This is a genomic window from Acinetobacter amyesii, assembly GCF_002018365.1.
Taxonomy (GTDB): Bacteria; Pseudomonadota; Gammaproteobacteria; order Pseudomonadales; family Moraxellaceae; genus Acinetobacter; species Acinetobacter amyesii.
The window spans coordinates 279,674-303,716 of the sequence record NZ_MVKX01000003.1 but is presented as its reverse complement, the minus strand read 5'-3'; the positions used below and the strand labels follow the sequence as shown (position 1 = coordinate 303,716).

The 24,043-nt window shown below is 43.4% G+C and carries 16 protein-coding genes; 6 read left to right on the top strand and 10 right to left on the bottom strand.

Annotated elements, in window-relative coordinates; genetic code table 11:
* The first annotated feature begins 44 nt into the window (after window positions 1–44).
* The 6 genes from B1202_RS06760 to B1202_RS06735 all read left to right on the top strand — a co-directional run bounded on the left by B1202_RS06760 (window position 45) and on the right by B1202_RS06735 (window position 14,425).
* A complete protein-coding gene (locus B1202_RS06760; RefSeq protein ID WP_078189798.1) occupies window positions 45–3,830 on the top strand; it encodes an exodeoxyribonuclease V subunit gamma in 3,786 nt (1,261 codons plus the stop codon).
* Entirely contained in the window at window positions 3,827–7,597 is a 3,771-nt protein-coding gene (locus B1202_RS06755) for a UvrD-helicase domain-containing protein (protein WP_078189797.1), read from the top strand. The genes B1202_RS06760 and B1202_RS06755 overlap by 4 nt, the downstream gene beginning before the upstream one ends.
* Before the next feature lie 206 nt (window positions 7,598–7,803).
* Window positions 7,804–9,519: an exodeoxyribonuclease V subunit alpha gene (gene recD, locus B1202_RS06750; protein WP_228145139.1), complete on the top strand. Its 1,716-nt coding sequence runs from the start codon at window positions 7,804–7,806 to the stop codon at window positions 9,517–9,519.
* 868 nt (window positions 9,520–10,387) lie between these two features.
* A complete protein-coding gene (gene rpsO, locus B1202_RS06745; protein WP_005007057.1) occupies window positions 10,388–10,657 on the top strand; it encodes a 30S ribosomal protein S15 in 270 nt (89 codons plus the stop codon).
* Window positions 10,658–10,930: 273 nt separating this feature from the next.
* On the top strand, window positions 10,931–13,018 hold the full coding sequence (gene pnp, locus B1202_RS06740) for a polyribonucleotide nucleotidyltransferase (RefSeq protein ID WP_171262611.1): 2,088 nt from the start codon (window positions 10,931–10,933) through the stop codon (window positions 13,016–13,018).
* Between the two features lie 138 nt (window positions 13,019–13,156).
* Window positions 13,157–14,425, top strand: a complete 1,269-nt coding sequence (locus B1202_RS06735) for a magnesium transporter CorA family protein (protein WP_078189795.1) — start codon at window positions 13,157–13,159, stop codon at window positions 14,423–14,425.
* A gap of 35 nt (window positions 14,426–14,460) precedes the next feature.
* On the opposite strand, the gene B1202_RS06730 is transcribed toward B1202_RS06735, so the two are convergent.
* From B1202_RS06730 to B1202_RS06685, 10 genes are all read right to left on the bottom strand, one after another.
* On the bottom strand, window positions 14,461–14,910 hold the full coding sequence (locus B1202_RS06730) for a DUF2147 domain-containing protein (protein ID WP_078189794.1): 450 nt from the start codon (window positions 14,908–14,910) through the stop codon (window positions 14,461–14,463).
* 172 nt (window positions 14,911–15,082) lie between these two features.
* Complete coding sequence (locus B1202_RS06725) at window positions 15,083–15,346, bottom strand: YdcH family protein (protein ID WP_078189793.1); 264 nt, start codon at window positions 15,344–15,346, stop codon at window positions 15,083–15,085.
* 69 nt (window positions 15,347–15,415) lie between these two features.
* Window positions 15,416–15,754 carry a chaperone modulator CbpM gene (locus tag B1202_RS06720; RefSeq protein ID WP_078189792.1) on the bottom strand — a complete coding sequence of 113 codons (339 nt, stop codon included), beginning with the start codon at window positions 15,752–15,754 and terminating at the stop codon, window positions 15,416–15,418.
* A 10-nt stretch (window positions 15,755–15,764) separates the two neighbouring features.
* Complete coding sequence (locus B1202_RS06715) at window positions 15,765–16,727, bottom strand: DnaJ C-terminal domain-containing protein (RefSeq protein WP_078189848.1); 963 nt, start codon at window positions 16,725–16,727, stop codon at window positions 15,765–15,767.
* Between the two features lie 141 nt (window positions 16,728–16,868).
* Window positions 16,869–17,333, bottom strand: coding sequence for a DUF2147 domain-containing protein (locus B1202_RS06710; RefSeq protein WP_078189791.1), 465 nt, complete (start codon window positions 17,331–17,333; stop codon window positions 16,869–16,871).
* Between the two features lie 188 nt (window positions 17,334–17,521).
* On the bottom strand, window positions 17,522–17,986 hold the full coding sequence (locus B1202_RS06705; protein ID WP_078189790.1) for a DUF2147 domain-containing protein: 465 nt from the start codon (window positions 17,984–17,986) through the stop codon (window positions 17,522–17,524).
* Between the two features lie 285 nt (window positions 17,987–18,271).
* Window positions 18,272–18,724 carry a DUF2147 domain-containing protein gene (locus tag B1202_RS06700; protein ID WP_078189789.1) on the bottom strand — a complete coding sequence of 151 codons (453 nt, stop codon included), beginning with the start codon at window positions 18,722–18,724 and terminating at the stop codon, window positions 18,272–18,274.
* A gap of 244 nt (window positions 18,725–18,968) precedes the next feature.
* Window positions 18,969–19,844: an Hsp33 family molecular chaperone HslO gene (gene hslO / locus B1202_RS06695; protein ID WP_078189788.1), complete on the bottom strand. Its 876-nt coding sequence runs from the start codon at window positions 19,842–19,844 to the stop codon at window positions 18,969–18,971.
* 50 nt (window positions 19,845–19,894) lie between these two features.
* A complete protein-coding gene (locus tag B1202_RS06690) occupies window positions 19,895–21,736 on the bottom strand; it encodes a monovalent cation:proton antiporter-2 (CPA2) family protein (protein WP_078189787.1) in 1,842 nt (613 codons plus the stop codon).
* 78 nt (window positions 21,737–21,814) lie between these two features.
* Window positions 21,815–24,037: a primosomal protein N' gene (locus tag B1202_RS06685; RefSeq protein WP_078189786.1), complete on the bottom strand. Its 2,223-nt coding sequence runs from the start codon at window positions 24,035–24,037 to the stop codon at window positions 21,815–21,817.
* Between the last annotated feature and the right edge of the window lie 6 nt (window positions 24,038–24,043).

Genomic DNA, 24,043 nt, shown 5'->3' with positions numbered 1-24,043 from the left:
TGTTGTTTTGTAGTAGTTGGTCACGCAGGCTGTATAGGTAATCCATGGCAATACATGTAATTCAAAGTCAACGAATCGAAGTTTTGGTGGATTGTCTGATCGAAAAATTAAAATCGAATCAATCGACCAATGCTTTGTCCGTCTTGCAAGAACGACATATCGTGGTGCCAGATCAAGCCATTGCTGCATGGTTAGAAAAGCAAATTGCTGAAAAAATCAGTATTAGTGCCAATATTAAGCATCATCGTAAAATTTTAGGGTTGCAGTGGAAAGCCTACGATTGGGCCTTGCCGAATAAACAAGACCGTGAGCGGATTAAAGGTATCAACATGCCGCCGTTGATTATGCAATGGCGTATTTATAATGCTTTAGCGGTTTTTATTGCGGCTGATCAGTTTGATGCAGCACAGATTCCGACAGATGTGCAGCCCTTAGTCCAGCGTATTTTTGACAGTACAGCACAGCTTTCAGATCGAAAAAAACGTGAGCAAAAGCGCCAAGAAATGTTGTACTGGATCGCTGCTCAAGTCACTCGGCTTTTTACCAACTACATGGCCTTTCGTGGCAGTTGTATTCATACCCCAGATGAAGGTGTTGAGCACTGGGTTTGTCCACATTGCGATACCGACTGGCTAAAAGCGTGGAGTCACAACCAGCCGTTAAATATCATGCAACTCACAGGTTTGAAACCAGAACAAGCCGATGAATATCTACCGACTCAGGCTCGACAACTGGAGCATTGGCAGCGTTGGCTGTGGCATCAAGTATTCCAAAAAGACTTTAATGACCGTCAGGAAATAGACAATAAATTTTGGTTTGCCTTGGCGCATGCTGAGCAAAATCGGCAGCAGCAGTTTGATTTGGATGCTGAGGATGATGAACGCGATGATGATGAGCGTCACCAAACCTATAACGGTTTGCCTGAACAGATTTTTGTCTTTACGACCTTAGAATTACCCCCTGCACAACTGAAATTTTTATATCGTTTGGCGGCGTATACCGAAGTACATCTGTTGTATTTCAACCCATCGCGTGAGTATTGGGCAGACATGGTCGATCCCGTTTGGAAAGATCGTTATAACCTGAAATTACAACAGCGTTATATTGAGCGAAATCCCAATGTTAGCACGGTGCAAATTCAGGCCTATTTGAGTACGACCAATGCGGAATTTCGTGAATCACAGCATTCATTATTGACGCGTTTAGGTAAACGCGCGCGGGATAATTTTGCATTATTGGTGAATATGTCTGGTGGCGAAGGCTGGGAAGATATTTTTCCAGACACCGAGCCGACAACGCTGCTTGCTCAAATTCAATATGACATCATGACCTTAGAAGAACCCGAGCAGCATCAATATGCACTCGCGGGCTCAGATGAATCGATTCAATTTCATGTCTGTCATTCTAGCCAGCGTCAGTTAGAGGTTTTACGGGAGCAGTTGGTACATTGGTTGGCCGAAGGCACAGAACAGGAGCCACGCCATCCGAGTGATATCTTGGTCTTGGTGCCGAATTTAAAAGAACTGGAACCGCATATTCGGACGGTCTTTTCGACGACTCGTGGCATGGGACGCAGTGCTGTGGATTTACCTTATATCCCAGTCAAAATTGCAGGGGTGGTCAGCCAAGATATTCAAAATGCATGGCAAGCCTTTGTTGGACGCATTGAAATTAGCCAAGGCCGTTTTACCGCAGAAGATTTTCATGATTGGCTGAATTTGAATGCGGTGCAAGAACTGTATCAGCTCGACCATGTGCAAATGGAACGTATGATGGAACTGCTGATTCAAGCCGGTTTCCGTCGCGGTTTAGACGAACAGCACATGTTGGCTTATTTGTCTGAGCAAGACCGAGATTATCGTTATACCTTTAAATTTGCATTAGACCGTTTAGCGTTAGGGATTGCGATACCACAGCATGCCGTATTTGAGGACACCTTAAGTTTTGCAGGGGTGTTGAGTAGTGATTTTGAGTTGGTGCAAACTTTAATTCAGATCTACCGAGATATCAGTGCACGTCGGGATTGGCTCAATCCGAATCTCAGCACACAGACGGTCAAAGTGTGGTTGCAACAATTAGATGCAGATTTAAAGCCTTTTGTAGAAGCCAGTGGTCGAGCATTTGAAACCATTCGCAGTGTGATGCGTGCGATGACGCAACGTCTGCACAATGCTCAAAGTGATAAAGTTGAGTCGCTCCCAAACAGTTTTAATTTACCATTATCTTTGCTGCTCAAAGAAATACAACAAGGCATCGATAGCTCTGCCGATCAGATCGAACCGACAGGGTCAGTGACCTTTGCGGATATGGGGAAAATCCGCCAAGTCCCATTTTCATTGGTGGTGTTGATGAACATGGATAGCGGCAAATTTCCGCGTCGTGATCAGCAAGTGCCTTTTGATTTGATGGATGTGTTTAAACCGGTATTGGGTGATCGCTCACGTTTGGAAGATGATAAAGGTGCATTTTTAGATGCCTTATTATTTGCCCGACAGTCCTTGTGGATTTTCTATAATGGCTTTGATGTCAATGATGGTGAAAGTCGAGAGCCATCCTCCGTGATTTATGAATTTAGCCAATTCCTCGCACGAATGATTCAGCCGCAGCAATTGAACCAACCCCATGATGCCATGTTGGATTTGGATGGCTTACGCATTCCACAACAACTCGAACCGCTATACCATATTTATCCTTTGCAGCCTTTTGATCCGATGGGTTTTCAGCAGTCGAAAAACCTACGATATAAAGATCAATGGTTTGCTGTGGCGGAACATATTCTAGATCAGCCGGGGCAACGCCAATCGTGGATTAACCGTGATTATCCTGTGCATGATGAACAAGAAGTACGGGTATTAGATGGTCAGGAATGGATTAAAGATGTGGTGTTTCCTGCCCGTGCATATTTGAAAACGCTTGGCGTGGCCAGTGTCTATACTGGTGACCAATTGCCGCAGCAAGAGCCTTTATTGCTTGACCGGTTCCAGCAATATCATGTCCGTGACTTATTGCAAAAGCATTATGTACAGCCTGCATCTCGTGTCGATCAAGCTGAGGATCAGAACTCTACGACTCTAACTGAACCGGACATGGCCTTGTTCCAAGATGTTCTGCCTGTGGGACATAGCCAAATAGCGACTTGGAAGCTCAGTTTGCAAGAGCAGGCACAGTTATTAGCGCGTTTAGATGGACGCCGTGTAACCGCGACCACCTTACAAAACCTACAGCTTGAACCGCATTTGATACTGAGTATCACTGTGCCTGAAGACCCTCAGAGTATGCATTGGTTAAGTTGTATGGCATCTGGGGCAAAGCCTAAACGTCAGACGCAAACGTGGCTCGAATACCTACTGTGGTTGAGCTATCTAGACTTAGGCGATGAGGGCGCGACGTATCGTCGTGAAGTAATTTGTAATGATAAAAGCATTGTTTGTTGTGGATTAAGCTCTGCACAAGCCAAGCTACAGCTCAGTGAGTGGGTGGCGATGTGGAAACATGCACAAAAACGTCCTGTGGTGCTGCCTGCTGCCTTAATTCGCCAAGAAAAATGCACTTGGGTGGAAAATGAAACAGGCCAACTCATGCCAGATAATTTTGCAAAGCTTCAAGAGGAATGGCTGAAAAATCATAGTTTTGGTGGAGTGGAGTTGGAGTCGAATGAAGCCAATAGCCACCATCGTGATTGGAGCTTTATTTTACAGCAACAAGCGGCAGATGAGCTTCTGGCATTGTCCTGTCGTTATTATGCAGAACGTTTATATCATGTGATGGATACCGAGGCGGATGACGGCCTAAAAAAACTCAATGTCATCAAGCCTGAGGTGAAAAAATGAATATGCCACAGCAAACGATGAAAATGTCCACCAACCCGATTGCAGACATGAGCTTTACTGGGCTGCATTGGATTGAAGCTTCTGCGGGTACTGGTAAAACCTATACGCTTTCCAGTTTGATGGTACGGATTTTTCTCGATCGCTATATGCCGAATCAGGTCATTGCCACCACCTTTACACGTAAGGCTACAGCGGAACTCAAAGCGCGAGTACGACTGCGGATTGAAGAAACCCGTGACTTTATTTATGGCCTGCTCGCGGCTTCTCAAGATGAATTGGCCGAACTTCAGCAAAGTTTGAGTGACCCGTTGTATCAGCAGGTGTTGAAAGATCATGGGCATCATTTAGATTATGCCTACAATCGTCTGAACGTGGTCTTACAACAATATGAAGAATTGTTTGTTGGGACCTTGGACAGCTTTAGTCAAAAGTTATTACGTGAATTTGCCTTTGAAAGTGGTCGCATCGAACAGGTGCAAATCAGTGATGATGAAGATCTGCATATTGAACGGATCATTCATGATTTATTAAGAGATTGGATTCAGCAGCAGCCTGCACATTTGATTGAATATTTGATGTTGAATCATCAGTTGAAAGGCCCTGAATACTATCTGGGCGTGGTAAAGGAAAGTCTAAACTTCCCATCGGTGGATTTGCGCGTCCCTGAATTACCTGAAAATGCCTTAGCGCTTTTTGAAGCGATGTGTCATCAGCTTGCGCAAATGCTGCCTGCTGCTCGTGTAGAACTTGCAGCGTGTTTTGATGCCGCAAGTCATTATAAAAACCTAGTGGACGCTCGACGTTTTAATAAAGGGGCATTTTTTGTCACCTTTAACACACGCATTCCCGAGTTTTTACAGCACTTTGAAGCTGCGGGTAGCCAAGGGGTTTTGACTCAGTCCGACGTGTTACAACCGACGATGAAAGCCATTCGTTCATTGTTTTATGATCCGAATAAAACTGAATTTAAGCCACGTGTCTTTAAAGACAAAATAGTTGAGGAACAGCCGGATGTCTCAAAAGAATTTTATCAACATGCTTTTATTCAACAACTCCGAGCGGTACTCAGCGCTTATGAACATATCAATCAAGCAGAACAATATCTAAATTTTTATTTGGCGCAGGAAGTTAAAAAGCGTTTGCCTCAAGTGTTGTCCCACGCTGGGGAAACCACCTTTTCACAACAAATTCGGACCTTATCGGAAGCCTTACAGCAAAGCTCAGCAGCAGGGAAAGACAGTTTTGCTGCCCATGTTTTAGCACGATATCCACTGATTTTAGTCGATGAATTTCAAGATACCAACCAAGATCAAGATGACATGCTTTCTAGCATTTGGCGGGTCAAGGAGCGCTTACATCAGGGCTGTATGATTATGGTCGGCGACCCCAAACAGGCGATTTATGGGTTCCGTGGCGGTGACATGCTGACCTATCGTAAAGCGCGTCATGATATTCAAGCCAAGGGTGGGCGTTGTTATACCTTGAACAAAAACCATCGTTCAGTCAAAAACTTGGTTGAAGTGGTGGATGCCTTGTTTCATCGGCAAATGGACTTTGGTGAGCAAGTTGAATACACCCCGATTCAAGCAGGTGAGCGCGAGCATCCTCCGCTGATTGATCATGAGCAAGTCAATCCAAAACCGCTGCGTTGGTTGGCTTTGGATGAAACGTTGAATGAAGCAGAGCAAGTGGCTTGGCAGATTCAGTCATTGCTCAACCAAGCTCAGCAAGGACATTTATATTTTCAAGACAACAATACCCAGCGAGCACTGACAGCAAACGATATTGCGGTCTTGGGGCAAAACCATTTCGACTTAGAGCAAGTACAACAATGTTTATTACAGCTGGGCGTTCCTTGTTATAAAGCCTCTCGGGACAGTGTCTATAAAAGTTCCGTCGCACAAGATGTTGCCGCTTTGCTGACTGCGATTTTAAATCCTTATCAAGAAGCCAAGGTGAAACGTGCGCTGCTGAGCCGTTTATTGGGTTTTGATCTGAAACAACTGGTCGCACTCGAACAGCAAGCGGATGGACTGAGCGAAATCATCGAAAAACTCGAACAGATCCGACAAATTTGGAATGAGCAAGGATTCCGCAGCGCGTGGAATAGCTGCATGACGGTTTTTCAGGTGTGGACACGTTTGGTGGCTGGGCAAAGTCGAGATAATGAACGCACAGTGGTGAATTTACGCCATATCGCAGAATTATTAAGTCAGCAAAGTGAACACTACACGGGTGCGCATAAGCTCTATCAATGGTTTATTCGCCAAATCAATTTAGGCATCAATAATGAAAGTACCCAAGAGCGTAAATTGACTGGGCAATTGGGGGTGCAACTGATGACGATTCATGCATCCAAAGGCTTAGAATTTGGTTGTGTGTTTTTATTGGGAGCAAATGCGGGCTTAAGTGAAAAAGGTAATTTGAATTTTTCCCTTAAAGACAATCAGCAAAAAAGCCTAGGGTTAGAACGTGTGATTGCCGTGAAGTCTTCGGACTTACCCGAAGATGATATTCAACAAAATGATGCGCGTAATGAAGCAGAGCATCATCGCTTGTGGTATGTGGCGTTGACCCGTGCCAGTTATCGTGTTTATGCCGTGCTACGTCATCATGAAGTCGAAAAGAAACAATTGGCAGAAGCACGCTCAGGACTGACATTTTGGCGTGGAAGTGCACCAGATCTGTTCCAACATGCAGATAGTGCGGATGCTGATGTCTTGCGTGCAGCACCACCGATTTTGACTCAGACTCAGGTTGAAGCTGTTGTATTAGAGGCGGAAGAGATTCCTAACAGCCATTTTTATCCACGGGAAACCACCAGTTTTACCGCGCTCACGCGCACGGCGCATAAGGCGCACATACAACGTGACCAACTGGCAGCGGTAATGACCGAACAAGAAGACAGTGCTGCCGATGAGGTTGAACAGCTTGAAATTATTGAAGCAGACACTGCAGAGAAAATTAGCTGGATTAAACGGCATTTTCCAAAGGGAACCAAGCCCGGAAGTTTCTTGCATAAATTGATGGAAAAAGTTCGATTTAGTACCCCAGAAGAGAAGTTGGCCAAAGCCATCGCTTCGCGCTTTCATAGTGATGTTGAGTTTGATTCGCCGCAAATGTTGCAAAACTTGATAAAACAGTTCGGGCAAACGGCAAACCCTGAGCAAGATGAAGCTGAACTGATTGAAGAAATGCAGGAATGGTACAGTCAAATTATTCATACACCATTGCATGATGGTTTTAGCTTGCATCAGTTAAATGATGGCGAATATCGTTCAGAAATGGACTTTCATTTAAGTATGGCAGATCGTGCATTGGCGATACGTAAAATACGCTTGCTATTTGAACGCCTGAATGAGCCAGATTTACAGATACAAGATTTGAATGATGTGTTTACAGCACGCTATCTGACGGGGTCGATTGACTTGGTGTATTTTGATGGTCAGCGCTATCACATTGCCGATTATAAAAGTAATTTCTTAGGCGATCAGACCGCACATTATGATCATACCTATATTCGAGAAAGTATGAGTCATTCTAGTTACTGGTTGCAGGCGGCTTTATATTTGGTGGCCCTGCATCGTTATTTGAAAGCCGTAATGAAAGACTATGATATGACGCAGCATTTGGGTGGGGCGAGTTATTTGTATCTTCGTGGTATGGATGGACAGTCCGATCGTGGGGTATATCACTGGAAGCCGGCGGATACATTCATTCAAAACCTCGATGCAATATTGAGCGAAAAGGTTGTGGCTAAAACGTGAATATGCACGAAAAAGATAAAAATATTCACGCTGAAACAATGAGTTGCTTTGTGGATAAGTTTGAGGATAACTGTGTGGAAAATGATCAAAAAGCCTTGTCAGCACAGCCTTTGCACGCGGGACAAGAAAACACTGTAGAAACGCAGGTTTTAGTTACTCAAAATACCCAAGAAACTGCTGATTTAGATGCGGTTTTACCGGATTGGATTGACTATTTAATCCAACATTATTTACCCAATCAAGCCAGTCATCCTGCTGCAAATCAGTTAATTCAACAATTGATGCAAGCCGTGGAAAAAGGCGACAGTTGTATCTTGGCCGAAGATGCACAGATTCAATGTTTGGCTCAGATGGTTCAGCATGAGCAAACTGAAAAAACACCTGTTGCACCTTTTATTTTTGATTCACAGCGACTTTATCTCTATCGCTATTGGGCATTAGAAAATGCTTTGGCTAAGCAAGTCGCACGTTTAAAGCAGCAAACTGGACAAGATCTTAATCAAACGCAGACGCTTAATATTGAAAAGGATTTACTGACCGATCCACATCAGATTCAAGCACTGCACATGGTGTGTCAGCACAATTTTAATATCATTACCGGTGGGCCTGGGACAGGTAAAACCTATACCTTGGCACGGATTATTGCCGTGTTGAATGAGCAAAATCCAAATTTAAGAATTGCGATGGCAGCGCCGACAGGAAAAGCGGCGCAGCGAATGGAAGAAGCCTTACAAGCAGCGTTTAAAGATCCTGCATTGCAGCATTATTCGATTATTCACAAACATTTGAAACCCGTAACTTTGCATCGTCTATTGGGTTTAGGGACGCGCGCTATTCCTCGGTTTAATGAGCGCCAACGCTTACCCTATGACGTTATTGTGGTCGATGAAGCCTCCATGTTGGATTTAAGTTTGGCGCAGATGCTATTCGCGGCAATCCCTCAACACAGCAAGCTGATTCTATTGGGGGATGCAGAACAACTGGCTTCGGTCGATGTTGGCGCAGTTTTGGCCAACCTTCAGGATGTCGATGCCTTACAAGCCAACCGCACCCATTTACAGACTAGCCGCCGTTTTGTGCAAGGTGCAGCCATTGGTGAGTTTGCTAGTTTTATTCAACAACAAGAACAGCAGCAAACAACCACAGAAGTTCTGGCGAAATTCGAACATCAGGTAGTGTCTGCATCCGAGCTTCAGCCGATCCAACTGACACCGAATATGAGCGATGTGATTCAGTTGCAATATCTCCCCGACGCCACGAACAGTGCGGCACATTGGGCAAAATATTATGATCAACTGATGTATGGTTTTCAGCCCTATGTGGCATGGTTAAAACAATGGCCAGAGCAACCCGCTGAATATGCAGATTGGTTAGCCCAATTGATTCGCTATTTTGATGATTATCGGATTCTATCGGCCATTCGACATGGAAAATTAGGTTTACATGAACTCAATCAGCAGATTGAACTTCGGGTCTTAAATACCTTGGGTGTGTTGAAACAAGGGGATTGGTATGTGGGTCGTCCAGTCATGATGACCTATAACGATTATCAACTTGGACTATCAAATGGTGATATCGGGATTTGCTTAAAACGACCGATGACGGAAAAGTCGCAGTTTGAGGTTTATTTTCCAAGTTTGGATAAATGGGTTGTGGCAACACGGTTACCTAAAAGTATAGAAACCGCCTATGCCTTGACCATACATAAGTCTCAAGGTTCTGAATTTACCCATACGGCGGTAGTTTTGGAAAATCATGCAACTGAAATGATGAGTAAAGAGCTGATTTATACCGCCATCACTCGTGCAAAAAAAGTGGTGAGTTTGCTTGTTGCAAAAGATGCATTGGCAAAAGCGCTTATAAAAAGAACAGCGCGTGTCAGTGGTCTGTTAGAAAAAATTAACAATCACCTACCTTTGTAAAGCCTAGGCAAAATGTACCGTATTTTGTAAGAAATGGCTTACATCGATTCAGGAGATTTGCGCATAGAGCTTTTTAGAGCTTTTTGAGAAGATGACTTCACAGAAAAAGAACTCAACACGGATGGTTGAGTAAAATCGCAAAAGTATAAGAATAACGTCAAAAGACAGCGAACTTACAGTGAAGTAAGGAAATAGGAAACTTACAGCCGCTAAGCCTTGTAGTTTTGGGAGAGACTACAGGGCTTTTTTATGTCTGGAAAATAAGAAATGCCTATACGCTGTAACAGAAAAGAAATAGAGCTTAACCGATGTACGAAAAAGCTTACATATAGATACGAAAAATACGACTTTTATCTAATAGCCGTTGTGGCAAAATCTACCACATAAGGAAGTGCAAGTTAAAACATGGAATGTTTGACATAAGGACGCGGAAAAGCGCCACATAAAACAATAAATAATAAAACAATAACTAAAAAAGAAGAAACTACAGCGCAAAAAAGCCCGAGCTTAGCTCGGGCTTTTTTTTAATCATTCCACTTTGAGTTTTGCATGTTAAACATCGAGTGGCAAAATATATCAAAAAATCAGTTTAAAATTCATTCAATGACATCGTATTCAACATGTTAGAAATATGCGGTTTTGTGTCGCATAAAGTATCGAAACATATAAAAAATTTATAATGGAATCGATGTGAAAAATAAGGCGCTATTGTCGTCATGAAAACCTGACGAAGTCGGCCATCTCTTTTTGCAATTGGGACGATTTTCCCTTAATATAATGCACTTGCTGTAGTGATGCACGGCAGTCAGCTGATTTATCAGTTGATTCGTATCAAAAGTTAACTTTATAAGCATCTCGGAGAAATCGAATGGCTTTAACAAACGCAGATCGCGCAGAGATCGTTGCAAAATTCGCTCGCGCTGAAAACGACACTGGTTCACCAGAAGTTCAAGTAGCTCTTTTAACTGCTCAAATCAATGATTTACAAGGTCACTTCAAAGAGCACAAACACGACCACCATAGCCGTCGCGGTCTTATCCGTATGGTTAACCAACGTCGTAAGCTTCTTGACTACCTTAAAGGTAAAGACGCTACTCGTTACAGCGCATTGATTGCTGCTTTAGGTTTACGTCGTTAATTCGATTTAAACTTTTATTTTCGGACTATTGCATGCTTAGTGCTGTATTACTGAAAACTAAAGTCTATCCAACCTTGGTTGGATAATGGGGAAGGGGCGATGATTCGCTCCTTCTTTGTGTCTCAAATTAGTATTTTTAATTAATGTTTTTAATATCTAGTGAGGTCGGCTTCTAAGCTTTGTCATTTATGTTGCAGCGTTTGGGGCGTTGAGTGAATGCCAAACCTTAGGGGTCTCCACTAGAATAAAATCAGGAAAAAATAAAACATGTCGATGTTTAATATTATTCGTAAAGAATTCCAATATGGTCAGCATCAAGTTGTCCTAGAAACAGGCCGTGTTGCGCGTCAAGCGAACACTGTAATCATCACTATGGGTGGTGTACAAGTTCTTGTTGCCGTTGTTGCTCAGCCAACAGCTAAAGCAGGTCAAGACTTCTTCCCATTGACTGTTAACTACCAAGAAAAACAATATGCTGCAGGTCGTATCCCGGGCGGCTATGGTAAACGTGAAGGCCGTGCGTCTGAAGCTGAAACTCTTATTTCACGCTTAATCGACCGTCCAATTCGTCCGTTGTTCCCAGAAGGTTACTACAACGAAATCCAAGTGACTGCGACTGTGATTTCTTCTGACAAAACGATGGATGCTGACATTGCTGCAATGTTAGGTACATCTGCTGCACTTGCAATTGCAGGTACACCTTTCCGTGGTCCAATCGGTGGTGCGCGCGTTGGTTTAATCAACGGTGAATACATCCTTAACCCGAACCACGAACAGCTTAAAGAATCTGACCTTGACCTTGTGGTTGCTGGTACAGAATCTGCAGTATTGATGGTTGAATCAGAAGCGAAAGAACTTTCTGAAGACCAAATGCTTGGTGCTGTATTGTTCGGTCATGACGAAATGCAAATCGCGATCCAAGCGATTAAAGAATTTGCTGCAGCTGCTGGTGCAACAGAGTCTACTTGGACTGCACCTGCGAAAAACGAAGACCTTCGTGCAAAATTAAAAGAAGCGTTTGAAGCGAAAATCTCTGAAGCATACACAATCGCTGTTAAACACGATCGTTATGCAGCACTTGATGCGCTTCAAGCTGAAGCTGTTGCTCAATTCGTTCCAGAAGAAGACGTTGACGGTATCGCTGACGACTTAGCTGAATTATTCGAAGACCTTAAATACCGTACAGTACGTGACAACATCTTGTCAGGTAAACCACGTATTGATGGCCGTGATACTAAAACAGTTCGTGCGCTTGACGTACAAGTTGGCGTGTTAGACCGTGCCCACGGTTCTGCATTATTCACACGCGGTGAAACTCAGGCGTTGGTAACAACAACTTTGGGTAATACACGTGATGCGTTAATGGTCGATACATTAGCGGGTACAAAAACTGACAACTTCATGTTGCACTACAACTTCCCTGCATACTCTGTAGGTGAAACTGGTCGTGAATCTGGTCCTAAACGTCGTGAAATCGGTCACGGTCGTCTAGCGCGTCGTGGTGTTCAAGCTGTACTTCCTGCAGCTGACCGCTTCCCGTACGTGATCCGTATCGTATCGGACATCACTGAATCTAACGGTTCATCTTCAATGGCTTCTGTATGTGGTGCTTCTCTATCACTTATGGACGCAGGTGTTCCACTTAAAGCACCAGTTGCGGGTATCGCAATGGGTCTAGTAAAAGAAGGCGAGCGTTTCGCAGTTCTTTCTGACATCTTGGGTGACGAAGACCACCTTGGCGACATGGACTTTAAAGTAGCAGGTTCTGCAAACGGTATTACTGCACTTCAAATGGACATCAAGATCGAAGGTATTACTGAAGAGATCATGGAAGTTGCATTGAACCAAGCGTATGCAGGTCGTATGCACATCTTAAATGCAATGAACCAAGTGATTTCACGCGCTCGCCCTGAAATCTCTATGCACGCGCCTACATTCCAAGTGATCAACATCAACCCTGATAAGATCCGTGATGTGATTGGTAAAGGCGGCGCAACGATTCGTGCGATCACTGAAGAAACTAAAGCAGCAATCGATATCGAAGATAACGGTACAGTTCGCGTATTTGGTGAAACTAAAGCGGCTGCTTCTGCTGCTGTTGCAAAAATCCAAGCGCTTACTGCTGAAATCGAACCAGGTACAATCTACACTGGTAAAGTGATTCGTATCGTTGAATTTGGTGCGTTTGTAAACATCCTTCCAGGTACTGATGGCTTACTTCACATCTCTCAAATTTCAAACGAACGCATTGCGAACGTTTCAGACGTATTGTCTGAAGGTCAAGAGATCAAAGTACAAGTTGCTGATGTCGACAACCGTGGTCGTATCAAATTAACCATGAAAGACATCGAACAAGCTTAATGGTTTGCTGATTCACAGGGTTACGGCGCTGTGAATGGAGTCTAAAAAGCCTTGAGTGTAGTCAGAGTATGAACTTTGACTTGCTCAAGGCTTTTTTTATGGCATCATGCAAAAAGTAAACACAATAATAAATGAGATATGCAAACCTATTATTTTTTTCAGCATCCAACAGCCGCGCATATCTATGTGCAAGACCAAGCGCAATGTGAGCATCATCCTGAACTTGAGCCTGAGTTTATTTGGATTGATTGTACCCGTGAAGATGTCGTCAACCGTCCAGAGCAGTGGCAGAGTGATATTTTTCAGGCATCAGACTTGCGGGTCAATGAATACCATCTGCGGGATATTTTAAATTTAGAGCATCCGTGTGCTTTTGACACACTTGATGATTACGATTTATTAATTTTTAGAAAAATGGTTACACCCGATGACCAAATTGCTGCCGGCGCCGATGCGCTTGAAAAGCATGAGCGGGTCTTTGGTTTGGCGACCACCCCGATCAGTTTTTTGCTCACGCCACAAGTGCTGATTACAGTACGCGAAAAAGGCAACAAAGCGATTGAAAGTTATATCCAACGGATTGAAACCTTAATTTCTCGGCCGATTGATGAACAAAATAAACCGCGAAAATTAGCCCTTACACCCTTAGATTTGGCATTGCGCTTACTAAATAATATGGTGGATGGATACCTCGATTTACGTGTTCCGTTGACCCGCCGTGTCGAGTTTTGGCAGCAAGAGTTGCTGCAAGGGCATCGGCGATTTACCAAGTGGCATCAGCTGCTGCAGGAAAATATGGCCTTTCAGCAAGTGGAAAATTTGTGTGAAGAGCAAATTGAAGCTTTGCAAGAACTGCGTGATGAAGTTGTAGATAATTACCCGCATTTGAAAGGTAAAAAGCGCAGTGAAAAGCAGGATATCATGCTGGTTCGCGTAGATGATTTAACCAGCCATATCGAACGCATTCAAAAACATACCACACGATTACGCAGTGCCGTGCAGGCCGCCATTGATCTGCATTTTTCAGCCGTTGCCAACCAAACCAATGAAAATATGCGTATTTTAGCGATTATTACGGCAATTTTCGCACCATTAACCTTATTAACCGGCATATACGGCATGAACTTTGAGTTCATTCCTGGACTTAAATCACCAACCGGTTTTTGGATCATGCTCGGCATCATGCTGATGACCACGATTTTACTGCTGTATTATTTTTATCGACGGCATTTGGTCGGGCGCGGTGAAAAAAGCGTGATTGATATGTTGGCACAGCAGCACGGCGATCAACATATGAATCTGTTTTGGTTTATGGATTATGAACCAATCAAACAGACGGTGAAGGGCACAGTCAAAGGTACGGTTAAAACCATGAAAGAAATTGAGAAGCTGACGAAACTCAAATAATTCGTGTCAGCTTCTCTGATGGATGGGTTTAGTTGTTAATCATTACGAATCCATGTGGTGCTACGTCCGAGTGCAGACACGCCAATATAGCCGCGCATGGTTAAGCGTTTGCCATTTGCACTCAGCTTGGCTTTGCCTTTATAGACATTACCTGAAAGGGGATCGAGCACGGTTCCATTGCTATATTCATTTGGATGTTGTGGGTCTGATTTAAATCCTTTGATAATTTCGAGGCCCACCAAGGGAGCATTTTTGAGTTTGCCTTTACATTTTAAGCACACTTCGACCAAGGGTTTGTATGGCAGTGGGCGTATTGCAGTGAGTGTTCCACTATACGTCCCGTCGGCATTTTTAACGACAGTAACATCACCGCGTGAATATCCTGTTTGGTCATCAATTGTTTTCCAAACACCGGTCATATCACTGGCATGCAACAGACCGCTGAAACTGAGTAATGCTCCAAATAGCACATGATGTATTTGCATGATGAATCCTTTGTCATGATTTTATTGTTTTTAAAATTTTATTTTTTAAAAATCTGCAGTACAACCCGATTTGACCGATCCTTATGGTCTTAGCCATTCAATTGCTTAGCCTCGAGGGTTGTACTGCGAACGACATGCATCATGAAAATTCCCCTATACATGAGTCGATATCTCAAGAGAAATCATCATTTTCATTACTTTTCAGCAAGCGGTAAATTTCATCTTTTAGCTTTAATTTCTTACGCTTAATGGTCTCAATATCTGTGTTGTGGTGATTGACAGGATCTAATTCCAATTGAATGATTTCGCGATCCAACTCATCATGTTCTTCAAAGATCCGCGCAAAATGCGGATTTTCATCACGTAACTGAGTGACCAAATCACGGTACTCAGGAAACATGTTTTTGACTTTTTTATTGCAATCTCGTGTTTTCATGGTTGTCGATCATTTCCTCTACAAGAAAAAAGAAAAACGCCCTGCAGGACAGAGCGTTCACGAATACATTTAGTGCGAATGAAGCTGTTGGTGTTTCACTTGGCGACGTAGTTGTTGGACTTCATCAATTAGGTCGAGCATCATGGCGACCGCAGTAAAACTGGCATCGAAATCTCGTTGAAGCCGATAGGCACGCCGTGCGCGAGATATATCATCGCCAAAAAATTGATGAATCCTGTCTTCTGAACGGCTAGGCAGAATATCGTATTCGAGTAGTTGCAGAACCCATTCTGGACTTTGCCCACAGGCAGAGGCAAAGTGTTGTAGATCAAAACTACTTTTTTCGTCTACGATTTCAGTCTGTTTACATCCGTCACAGACAATTTCACGATAATGAATTGTTGTCATGGTGCTCTCCTTAAGACTGTCGTGGATTAAATGACGGAAAAGCTTGAGCAAAAGCCGCATAAGCTTGTTGCTCTTGTTCTGTTTGTGCAGCTGGTATCACTATATTTAAAATCAGGTAAAGCTGTCCGGGTGTTTTGTTTGGTATCCCTTTGTCCTTTAATCGTAGCTGCTGTCCAGTACGCGCATTTTTAGGAATCTGTAGCTCTAATGTTTTGCCATCAGGACTGGTAAATGCAATTTTTTGACCCAATGCAGCTTCCCATGGACTGATATTCAGTTGTTGGAAAATATCCGCACCTTCTACACGGGTTTGCTCGGTTTGTTTATACAAAATTTCAATGTATAAATCGCCAGCGGCTCCACCGTTATAGCCGGCTTGCCCTTGGCCGGAGAGTCGAATTTGTTGACCTGATTTCATACCTGCAGGAATTTTAACTTGCAGGGTTTTACGTTGCACTTCAGGCTCACCATGTGCATTCAGGCTTGGAATCTGTAAGGTGATATTCTGGGTTGCACCATGAAAGGCAATCTCTAAATCCACTTCTAAACTGGCGTGTTGGTCTTCACCACGGAAGCTCTTGGTTTGGCGGTTTGCACGTTGATACTGATAGTCACCGCCACCAAAACCTTGCCCAAAACGACCAAACAAGTCTTCAAATCCACTAAAGTCCGCATGCTGACCATCACTCGTCGATTGGTGATAAAACTGAGATTGGTCAAAACCACCTTGGTTGCCAGCATTAAACCCAGCATATCCTTGTGGATGATCGAGTTCAAAATCATATTGTTTTTTCTTTTCAGCATCGCTCAAGGTGTCGTATGCAACATTAATCGCTTGCATGCGCGCTTCAGCATCAGCCTCTTTACTGACGTCAGGGTGATATTTACGCGCCAATTTTCGATAGGCTTTTTTAATTTGATCTGCCGAAGCATCTCTGGCGATCCCTAAAGTTTGATAGTGATTGTCTGGCATACTCTCTGTATAAATATTGATCATGTTTTAATCAATATAGAAGGGTTCATCAAACTGTCATAGGGGCAAACTGCAGCTTATTGTTTCAAAACATGACAATAAAAAAGCCTCACGAGGAGGCTTTTAAAAACACATTTAAAATTAGTATTTTATCCAAGTGACACTACGACCAATCACAGATACACCAACATAACCACGTAAAGTTAAATGTTTTCCTGAAGCACTAAGTCTTGCTTTGCCTTTATAGATTTTTCCACCAATCGGGTCCAGAACTTTACCGTTTTGGAATTCACGTGGATTTTTTGGATCTTGTTTAAAGTCCCAAATAAATGGCAAGCCGATAAAAGGTTTATTTTTCAATTCACCTGGGCAGTTATAGCAGACGCCCATTTTTTCAGTACCTGGGACATTACGAGTGGTGACAATGATGCCTTCATAGCTTCCATCGGCCTTTTTGCGAATTTCAACGTCTGCACGTGAATATCCTGTGCGGTCATCGACGGTTTTCCATTTCCCCACAAGCGGATCGGTTTCCGCAGCGATTGACAATCCTGACAAAGTGCTAAGTACTATTCCGGCAAATAATTGTTGATATATTTTTTTCATTTCATCCCCTGAAAATTCAGAATTGTGTTTTTAGAGTAAGTTGCCTAATTTATATATAAAGTCCTACAAAATCAATGTGATAGTTTGTGATGTATTTGGCAGAATTTTTTAAAACACTGCTTTAATATGGAGTTTTTACTCTAAATTTTAAGTTAAAAAAGGCCTTTAATGATTTAAAGGCCTAGTGCTTAGTTTTTGACCCAAGTGACATTGCGTCCAATTGCAGAGCCTTCAGTACGACCATTGATGATTAAATGCTTGCCATTATTCATCAAACGAGCGCGTGCATTGTAGTGCTTGCCTGATTTGGGGTCGAGCATCACTCCACCCACAAATTCATTGGGCTTTTCTGGATCAGCGCTTAGGCCGCTTAAAGTGGTTAAACCGACCATGGGTTTATTTTTCTGAGCACCGGTGCATTGCGTGCATTTCGAAACATTTGCCGTTCCGGGTACGCTTCGGCTTTGGATAATGGTGGCCGAATACAGCTCATGCTTATCTTTGCGAATCACCACATCGGCAAGGGAATAACCTGTTCGATCATCAATGGTTTTCCATGTCCCCACTAAGGGGTCAATCGCTGCAATAGCAGAGGATAAACTGCAGATGGAGAACATGCCGAATAGGATAGAAGAGAGGAGTTTAACAGCCATACAATTACCCACATTACACAAAAAACGGATGCCAAAAACTTAAAGGCATAAAAATATTATGGGTTTAATGTAGCCTGAAATAATATGAACATTCTAGTGATTTTTTAAGAATTGGTATTTATATTTTGAGCCAAAACATGAACGTGTTGGCGCTAAATGAGGTTTATGCTGAACGTCTACGCACTAGTAAAATAGTCGGAATTCATCTTAAATGTCGATTGTTATCGGCATGATGACCTCGTCTGGAGTTGAGTTCATCATGCCAATGAAAGCCGAATGGTCGCTTTAGTTGACGCGGATCCAAGATACCGTCCGGCCGAGAAGCGTGGTCCCGACATAACCTCGAAGTGTCAGGACATTGCCGCGCGCATTCAATTGCCCTTTACCTTGATAGGTATTGCCTGAAAGTGGGTCGATCACCTTGCCATCGGTATAGGCATTCTCTTTTGCATTATGTTTAAAGCCTGAGAATATCGGTAAACCAATTAAGGGTGCATTTTTGAGTTTACCTTCGCATTTTTCACAAATCGTGGTGACAGGGCGGTTGGGGATAGCATGCACTTTGGTGATTTTACCGCTATAGCTGCCGTCTTTTAATTTGGTGATTTGGACTTCAGCACGGGCATAGCCTGTTTTGTCATCTATGGTTTTCCATGTCCCGACAAGGTCTGCTGCATGTGCTGTTATTGGGCCAAAGCAGAACATGGCTAAAAGAATAGCGAGTGTTTTGAGTTTCATATTTTATCCAATTTTTTACATTATTTTTCTATTAAAAATAAAGCTTTGTTGGTTTTTTTGACTTTATTTCTGGCGCGATTCTACTCGAAAAAAAATTGATCGCAAATACAGCTGATCATGTTGATGCTTTATAGTTCGAACCCATTCGACTAAGCGCAAGAAAGTAGCTGGTCTCAATTTTGCGGGGACAATAAAAAAGCACCCCGAAGGATGCTTAGATTTAGGCTTTTAATCATGCAATGATTTAGCTAAGGTGTTGACCAAAAAGGGATAAAGCTTCTTCTGCCGTAAAGGTATATTTTGTATTACAGAATTGGCAGTCCATTTCAATTGGGTTTTGAAACTCTAAGGTTTCACGAACTGCAGCAACACCAATTTGTTCAAGTGCTGTCGCACAGCGTTCTTTTGAACATGTGCAGCCAAATTTTAAGGCTTCAGTTTCAGGTAGACGAACTTCTTCTTCGTTATATAAACGATATAAAATTTCATTTGCAGATAAAGACGTTAACTCTTCTGCTTTTAAAGTCTCAGTCAGCATGGTTAACCGTGGCCATAGGTCTTCATCGACACGGCGTTGTTCTTCTTCGCTGTTACGCGGTAATAACTGAATCAGTAAACCACCTGAACGGCTGTTGCTGCTCGCTAAGACGATACGTGTCGGGATCTGTGCAGAGAGATCATAATATTGCATCAAGCAACCCGCTAATGTCGGTTTGTCTAAAGGTACAATCCCTTGATAACGCTCACCAAATTCAGGCTCGATATTAATGAAAAGTACTGGGTTTACCAAGGCTTTCAGTACCGTGCTGCTGTCTTCAGCGGTTTGAAAGTGCGGGTCTTCTTCATAATCTGCAAGTGCGCGAACTTCACCGAGATGATTGCATTCCGCCATTGCCCATTTAAAAGTGCCTGCAGCCTGAATTTGTAAGCTAATACGACCTTTAATTTTTAAGGTACTGGCCAACAAGGCAGTCGCGCTGAGCATTTCACCCAAGAGAATTTGTACAGCAGGTGCATAGTCACGCTGTGCAAGAATCGTTTGTAGGGCTTCTTCAAGATGAACCACTTCTCCACGAACAGGGCTATCTTCAATAAAAAAGCGTTGGCGTAAATCTGACATAAAATTCTCCATAACCCTGCTTTAATGGTGACGATATTGTAAAACACAAGTCATTCATTATCATCTCTTGTGACATCAATACGATGACGTTGTAAGCTGCGTTGTAAATCAACACCTGTAGGTTTTTCACGGGCTTGCGCATCGCTTTCAAACAAATGTTCCAGTTCAGCTAAAGCGTTACGATGCGTTTCATAAATCTTTTGTTCATCGGTATAGATTTGCTGCTGTTGAGTCAGCAGTTTTTCATCATAATCACGGAACAACTCGATACTTTTATAGGCATCTTCATCGCTGATGCCTAAGTCGCACAGCATGTGATAGGCCATTCCTAAAGAGGATAAATAGGTTTCACGCCAAATATACTCAATCCTCAAATCACGCAGCAAATGCACTTGATGACGGTCACGCGCACGGACCAATAATTTTAACTGAGGGTAATTCAGGCGAATATGACGCGCCACATTCATCGAGTCTTCAATATCATCAATAGCAAGGACGAACACTTTGGCATGTTCAATGCCCGCAGCGCGTAAAATATCTGGTTGTGTGGCATCGCCATAATATAGATGACCACCATAATTACGTACGAAATCGACTTTGTCTAAGTTGCTATCAATGGCGGTAAAAGACAAATGCTGTAAATGTGCCACACGAGCAATGATTTGTCCAAAACGTCCAAAGCCCGCAATAATCACAGGATTATGTTCATCCGGAATGTCGTCATATTCTGGGATGGTTTTAGGATTAAAACGCGGCAAAATTTGTGATTGTATTAACCAGTACAACATTGGGGTCAACACCATCGACAAGGTGACGATGAGGGTTAATGGCTCCAAAATGGCTTGTTGTACGACATTTTCACTTTTCGCCACACTAAAGACCACAAAGGCAAATTCACCGCCTTGAGCCAAACAGGTCGCCAGTAAAATACTGTTGCGCCATGAATTTTTAAGATAACGCGCAATCGCGGTAAGTGACGCCATTTTGATGAGCATCAGTGCCAATGCACCACCGATAATGAACCATGGCATTTCAACGAATAATGACAGTTCCGTGGTCATGCCCACGGTCATAAAGAACAGACCAAGTAAAAGCCCTTTAAACGGAGCAATACTGGCTTCGAGTTCATGGCGGAATTCCGAGTCGGCCAATAGCACGCCAGTCAAAAATGCTCCGAGTGTGGTACTGATGCCAAGTACATCCATCAACACCACGACACCCAGCACTATAAATAAACCGACAGCGGTGATCAGTTCATGCGCACCACTTTTCGCGACGAAGCGGAAAAACGGTCGCATTAAGTATCGACTAAATAAAAATAAGCCTGAAAAAGTCGCAATGATGGCGGCGAAATAGGCGATTCCATGATGTGATGATTCTGTTCCTGCGAGCAGGGGGATGACTGCAATCAGCGGAATTGCGGCCATATCTTGAAACAGCAAAATCGAAAAGGATTGTTGCCCATAGGTGGTGTTTAATTGCTGTTTTTCACTCAGCATCTGCAAAACAAAGGCAGTAGAAGAAAGAGCGAGAGCGAAACCGATAACGATACTGGCTGCAATGCCTTGTTGTAAGGCAAAAAAACTACCTAGCGCTAAAAGCAGACCGGTCAGACCAACTTGTAAACTCCCCATGCCGAAAATAGAACTACGCATGCTCCATAGTCGCTGTGGACGGAGTTCGAGTCCGATCAGGAACATCAGTAAGATCACGCCAAACTCAGCGAGCTCTTGGATCGCTTCGGGATCACTGGCAATGTTAAAGACATCGGGGCCGAGCAAAATACCGGTGAACAGATATCCCAATACCGTTGCAATACCAAAGCGCTTGAGCAAAGGGACAAGCAATAAGGATGCGCCAAGGAAAATTGTGATCTGTAACAGTAGTGACATTTACTCGTCCTAGAGTTGTATTTTTGGTCGAAAGTTGCAATTCAGTATGACTGATTTTTCAGACTGAATTGTACGCGTTTAACTGAGTTCCTGTGGGTCTATATCGAGGCTCAATTTCATATTTGATGGCTTGTTATGCAAGATGTTTTGCCACCAATAACGCAGATAATAATGTAAGCGCGCACGATCTGTAGACAGTAAAACCATGTGGGATTGATAACGTCCCGCTTTGCGCTCCATCGGGGCAGGAATTGGCCCCCAAATGTCAATAATTCCAGCAGAGTCCTGACGCAGCAATTGGGCATGTTGCTGTAAAAATTCAGTATTGAGTTCTTGGTTTTTGGACTCACAGCGCACCAATGCGGCATAGCGAAACGGTGGCATTTGTGCCATTTCCCGTTCTTTCATAGTTTCTTTGGCAAATTTTCGATAGTCTTCATTGACCAAGATATTCAAAAGCGGATGGTCGGGTCTTAAGGTTTGTAAAAACACATCGCCTTTACGTTCACCACGGCCGGCACGACCTGTGACTTGTACAATGAGCTGTGCAGTACGCTCGATGGCACGGAAGTCCACACTCAGCAGACCTGAATCGATATCTAAAATCGCCACCAAGGTGACGTAAGGGAAATGATGTCCTTTGGCCAGCATTTGTGTGCCGAGTAAAATGGCAGGTTCGCTTTTTTGAATCTTGTCATAGATTTTTTGCCAGCTGCCGACCCGACTGGTGGAATCACGATCGACCCGTATAACGTCATGCTGCGGAAATAGCTCATTTAGGCTTTCTTCAACCTTCGCTGTACCCATACCCACGGATTTCAGTTCTCGGTGATTACACTGTGGACAATGCTCTGGCATACGGTGAATGGTGCCGCAGTGGTGACAATGTAGGTGTTGATAGGGTGTGCGGTGTACCGTGAAATTGGCATCACAGTGCGGACATTTGGCCTGCCATGCACAGCTTTCACAAATTAAAACTGGGGCATATCCACGACGGTTTAAAAACACTAACACCTGTTCTTTTTTTTCAAGGCGCTTACGGATTTCACCAATTAATAATTGGCTGATTCCATGCTGTTTCTGTGCCACTTTCAAATCAAGGATGTGCATTTTCGGCATGACCGCGGTGCCTGCACGTTGGTTCAATTCCAGTACGGTCATTTTTCCTTGTTTCGCCAGTGCATAACATTCGATGCTAGGCGTGGCAGAACCTAAAATTACGGGGCATTGTTCCAGATTCCCACGGTAAAGTGCGACATCCCGAGCGTGATAGCGAAAGCCTTCTTGTTGTTTAAAGGACAGATCATGCTCTTCATCAATCACAATTAAGCCCAAATTAGGTAGTGGTGTATAAATCGCAGAACGCGTGCCTAAGATAATAGACGCCTTACCCGTTTGTGCAGCTTGCCAAGCTTGCATACGTTTTGAATCGTTCAACCCCGAATGTAGCAAGGCAATATTGCAATGAAAACGTGATTGGAAACGGCTGATGGTCTGTGGGGTGAGTCCAATTTCAGGCACTAAAACCAAGACCTGTTTGCCTTGCTTTAGAACCTCTTGCATGATTTGTAAATAGACTTCGGTTTTACCACTGCCGGTCAGACCATCAAGTAAAAATGCCTGATATTGATTCCGCGCTTTTAACACCCGATCAATGGCTTTCTTTTGCTCCGGATTTGCTGTGAGTGGCATCTGCGCCATGCTCATGGGCATCGGGCTAAAGTCCTGTTCCGCCAAGACACATTGGCAGATACCTTTTTTCTCTAATGCTTTGAGTGTGGCGGTTTCCACACCTGCCAAATTGAGTAAATTTTCCCCAGTTCCAGTTGGATGTAATTTTAAAATTTTATAGGCTTCTTGTTGTCGTTCCGAGCGCTTAATTTTGTCTTCGGCATGGAGGTCGAGGAGATTCCATGTACGTGCCAATAAATTATAGGGTTTCCCTTGGCGTAACAGCGTTGGAAGGGCACTTTGCATTACTTCACCAATTGGAAATTGGTAATACTGTGCAGACCATGTCAATAAATTTAAAACTTTCTCATCTAAAATGGCGCGATCATCAAGAAGTTCGGTAATGGCCTTGAGTTTAAAGCTTGAATCGAGTGGTGCATCGGGTGCAATTTTTTCCACGATGATGCCGGTCAAATTTTGCCGACCAAAAGAGACAGCAACGCGTGCACCTACTTCAGCTTGTTGGTATTGCTCTTGGCTTAAGCTGTAATCGAAGCAGTCGTATAAATATACCGGAACGGCGACTCGAACGCGGTAAATAGGTGTTGCAATGCTCGCTGAATTTGCCATAAAACG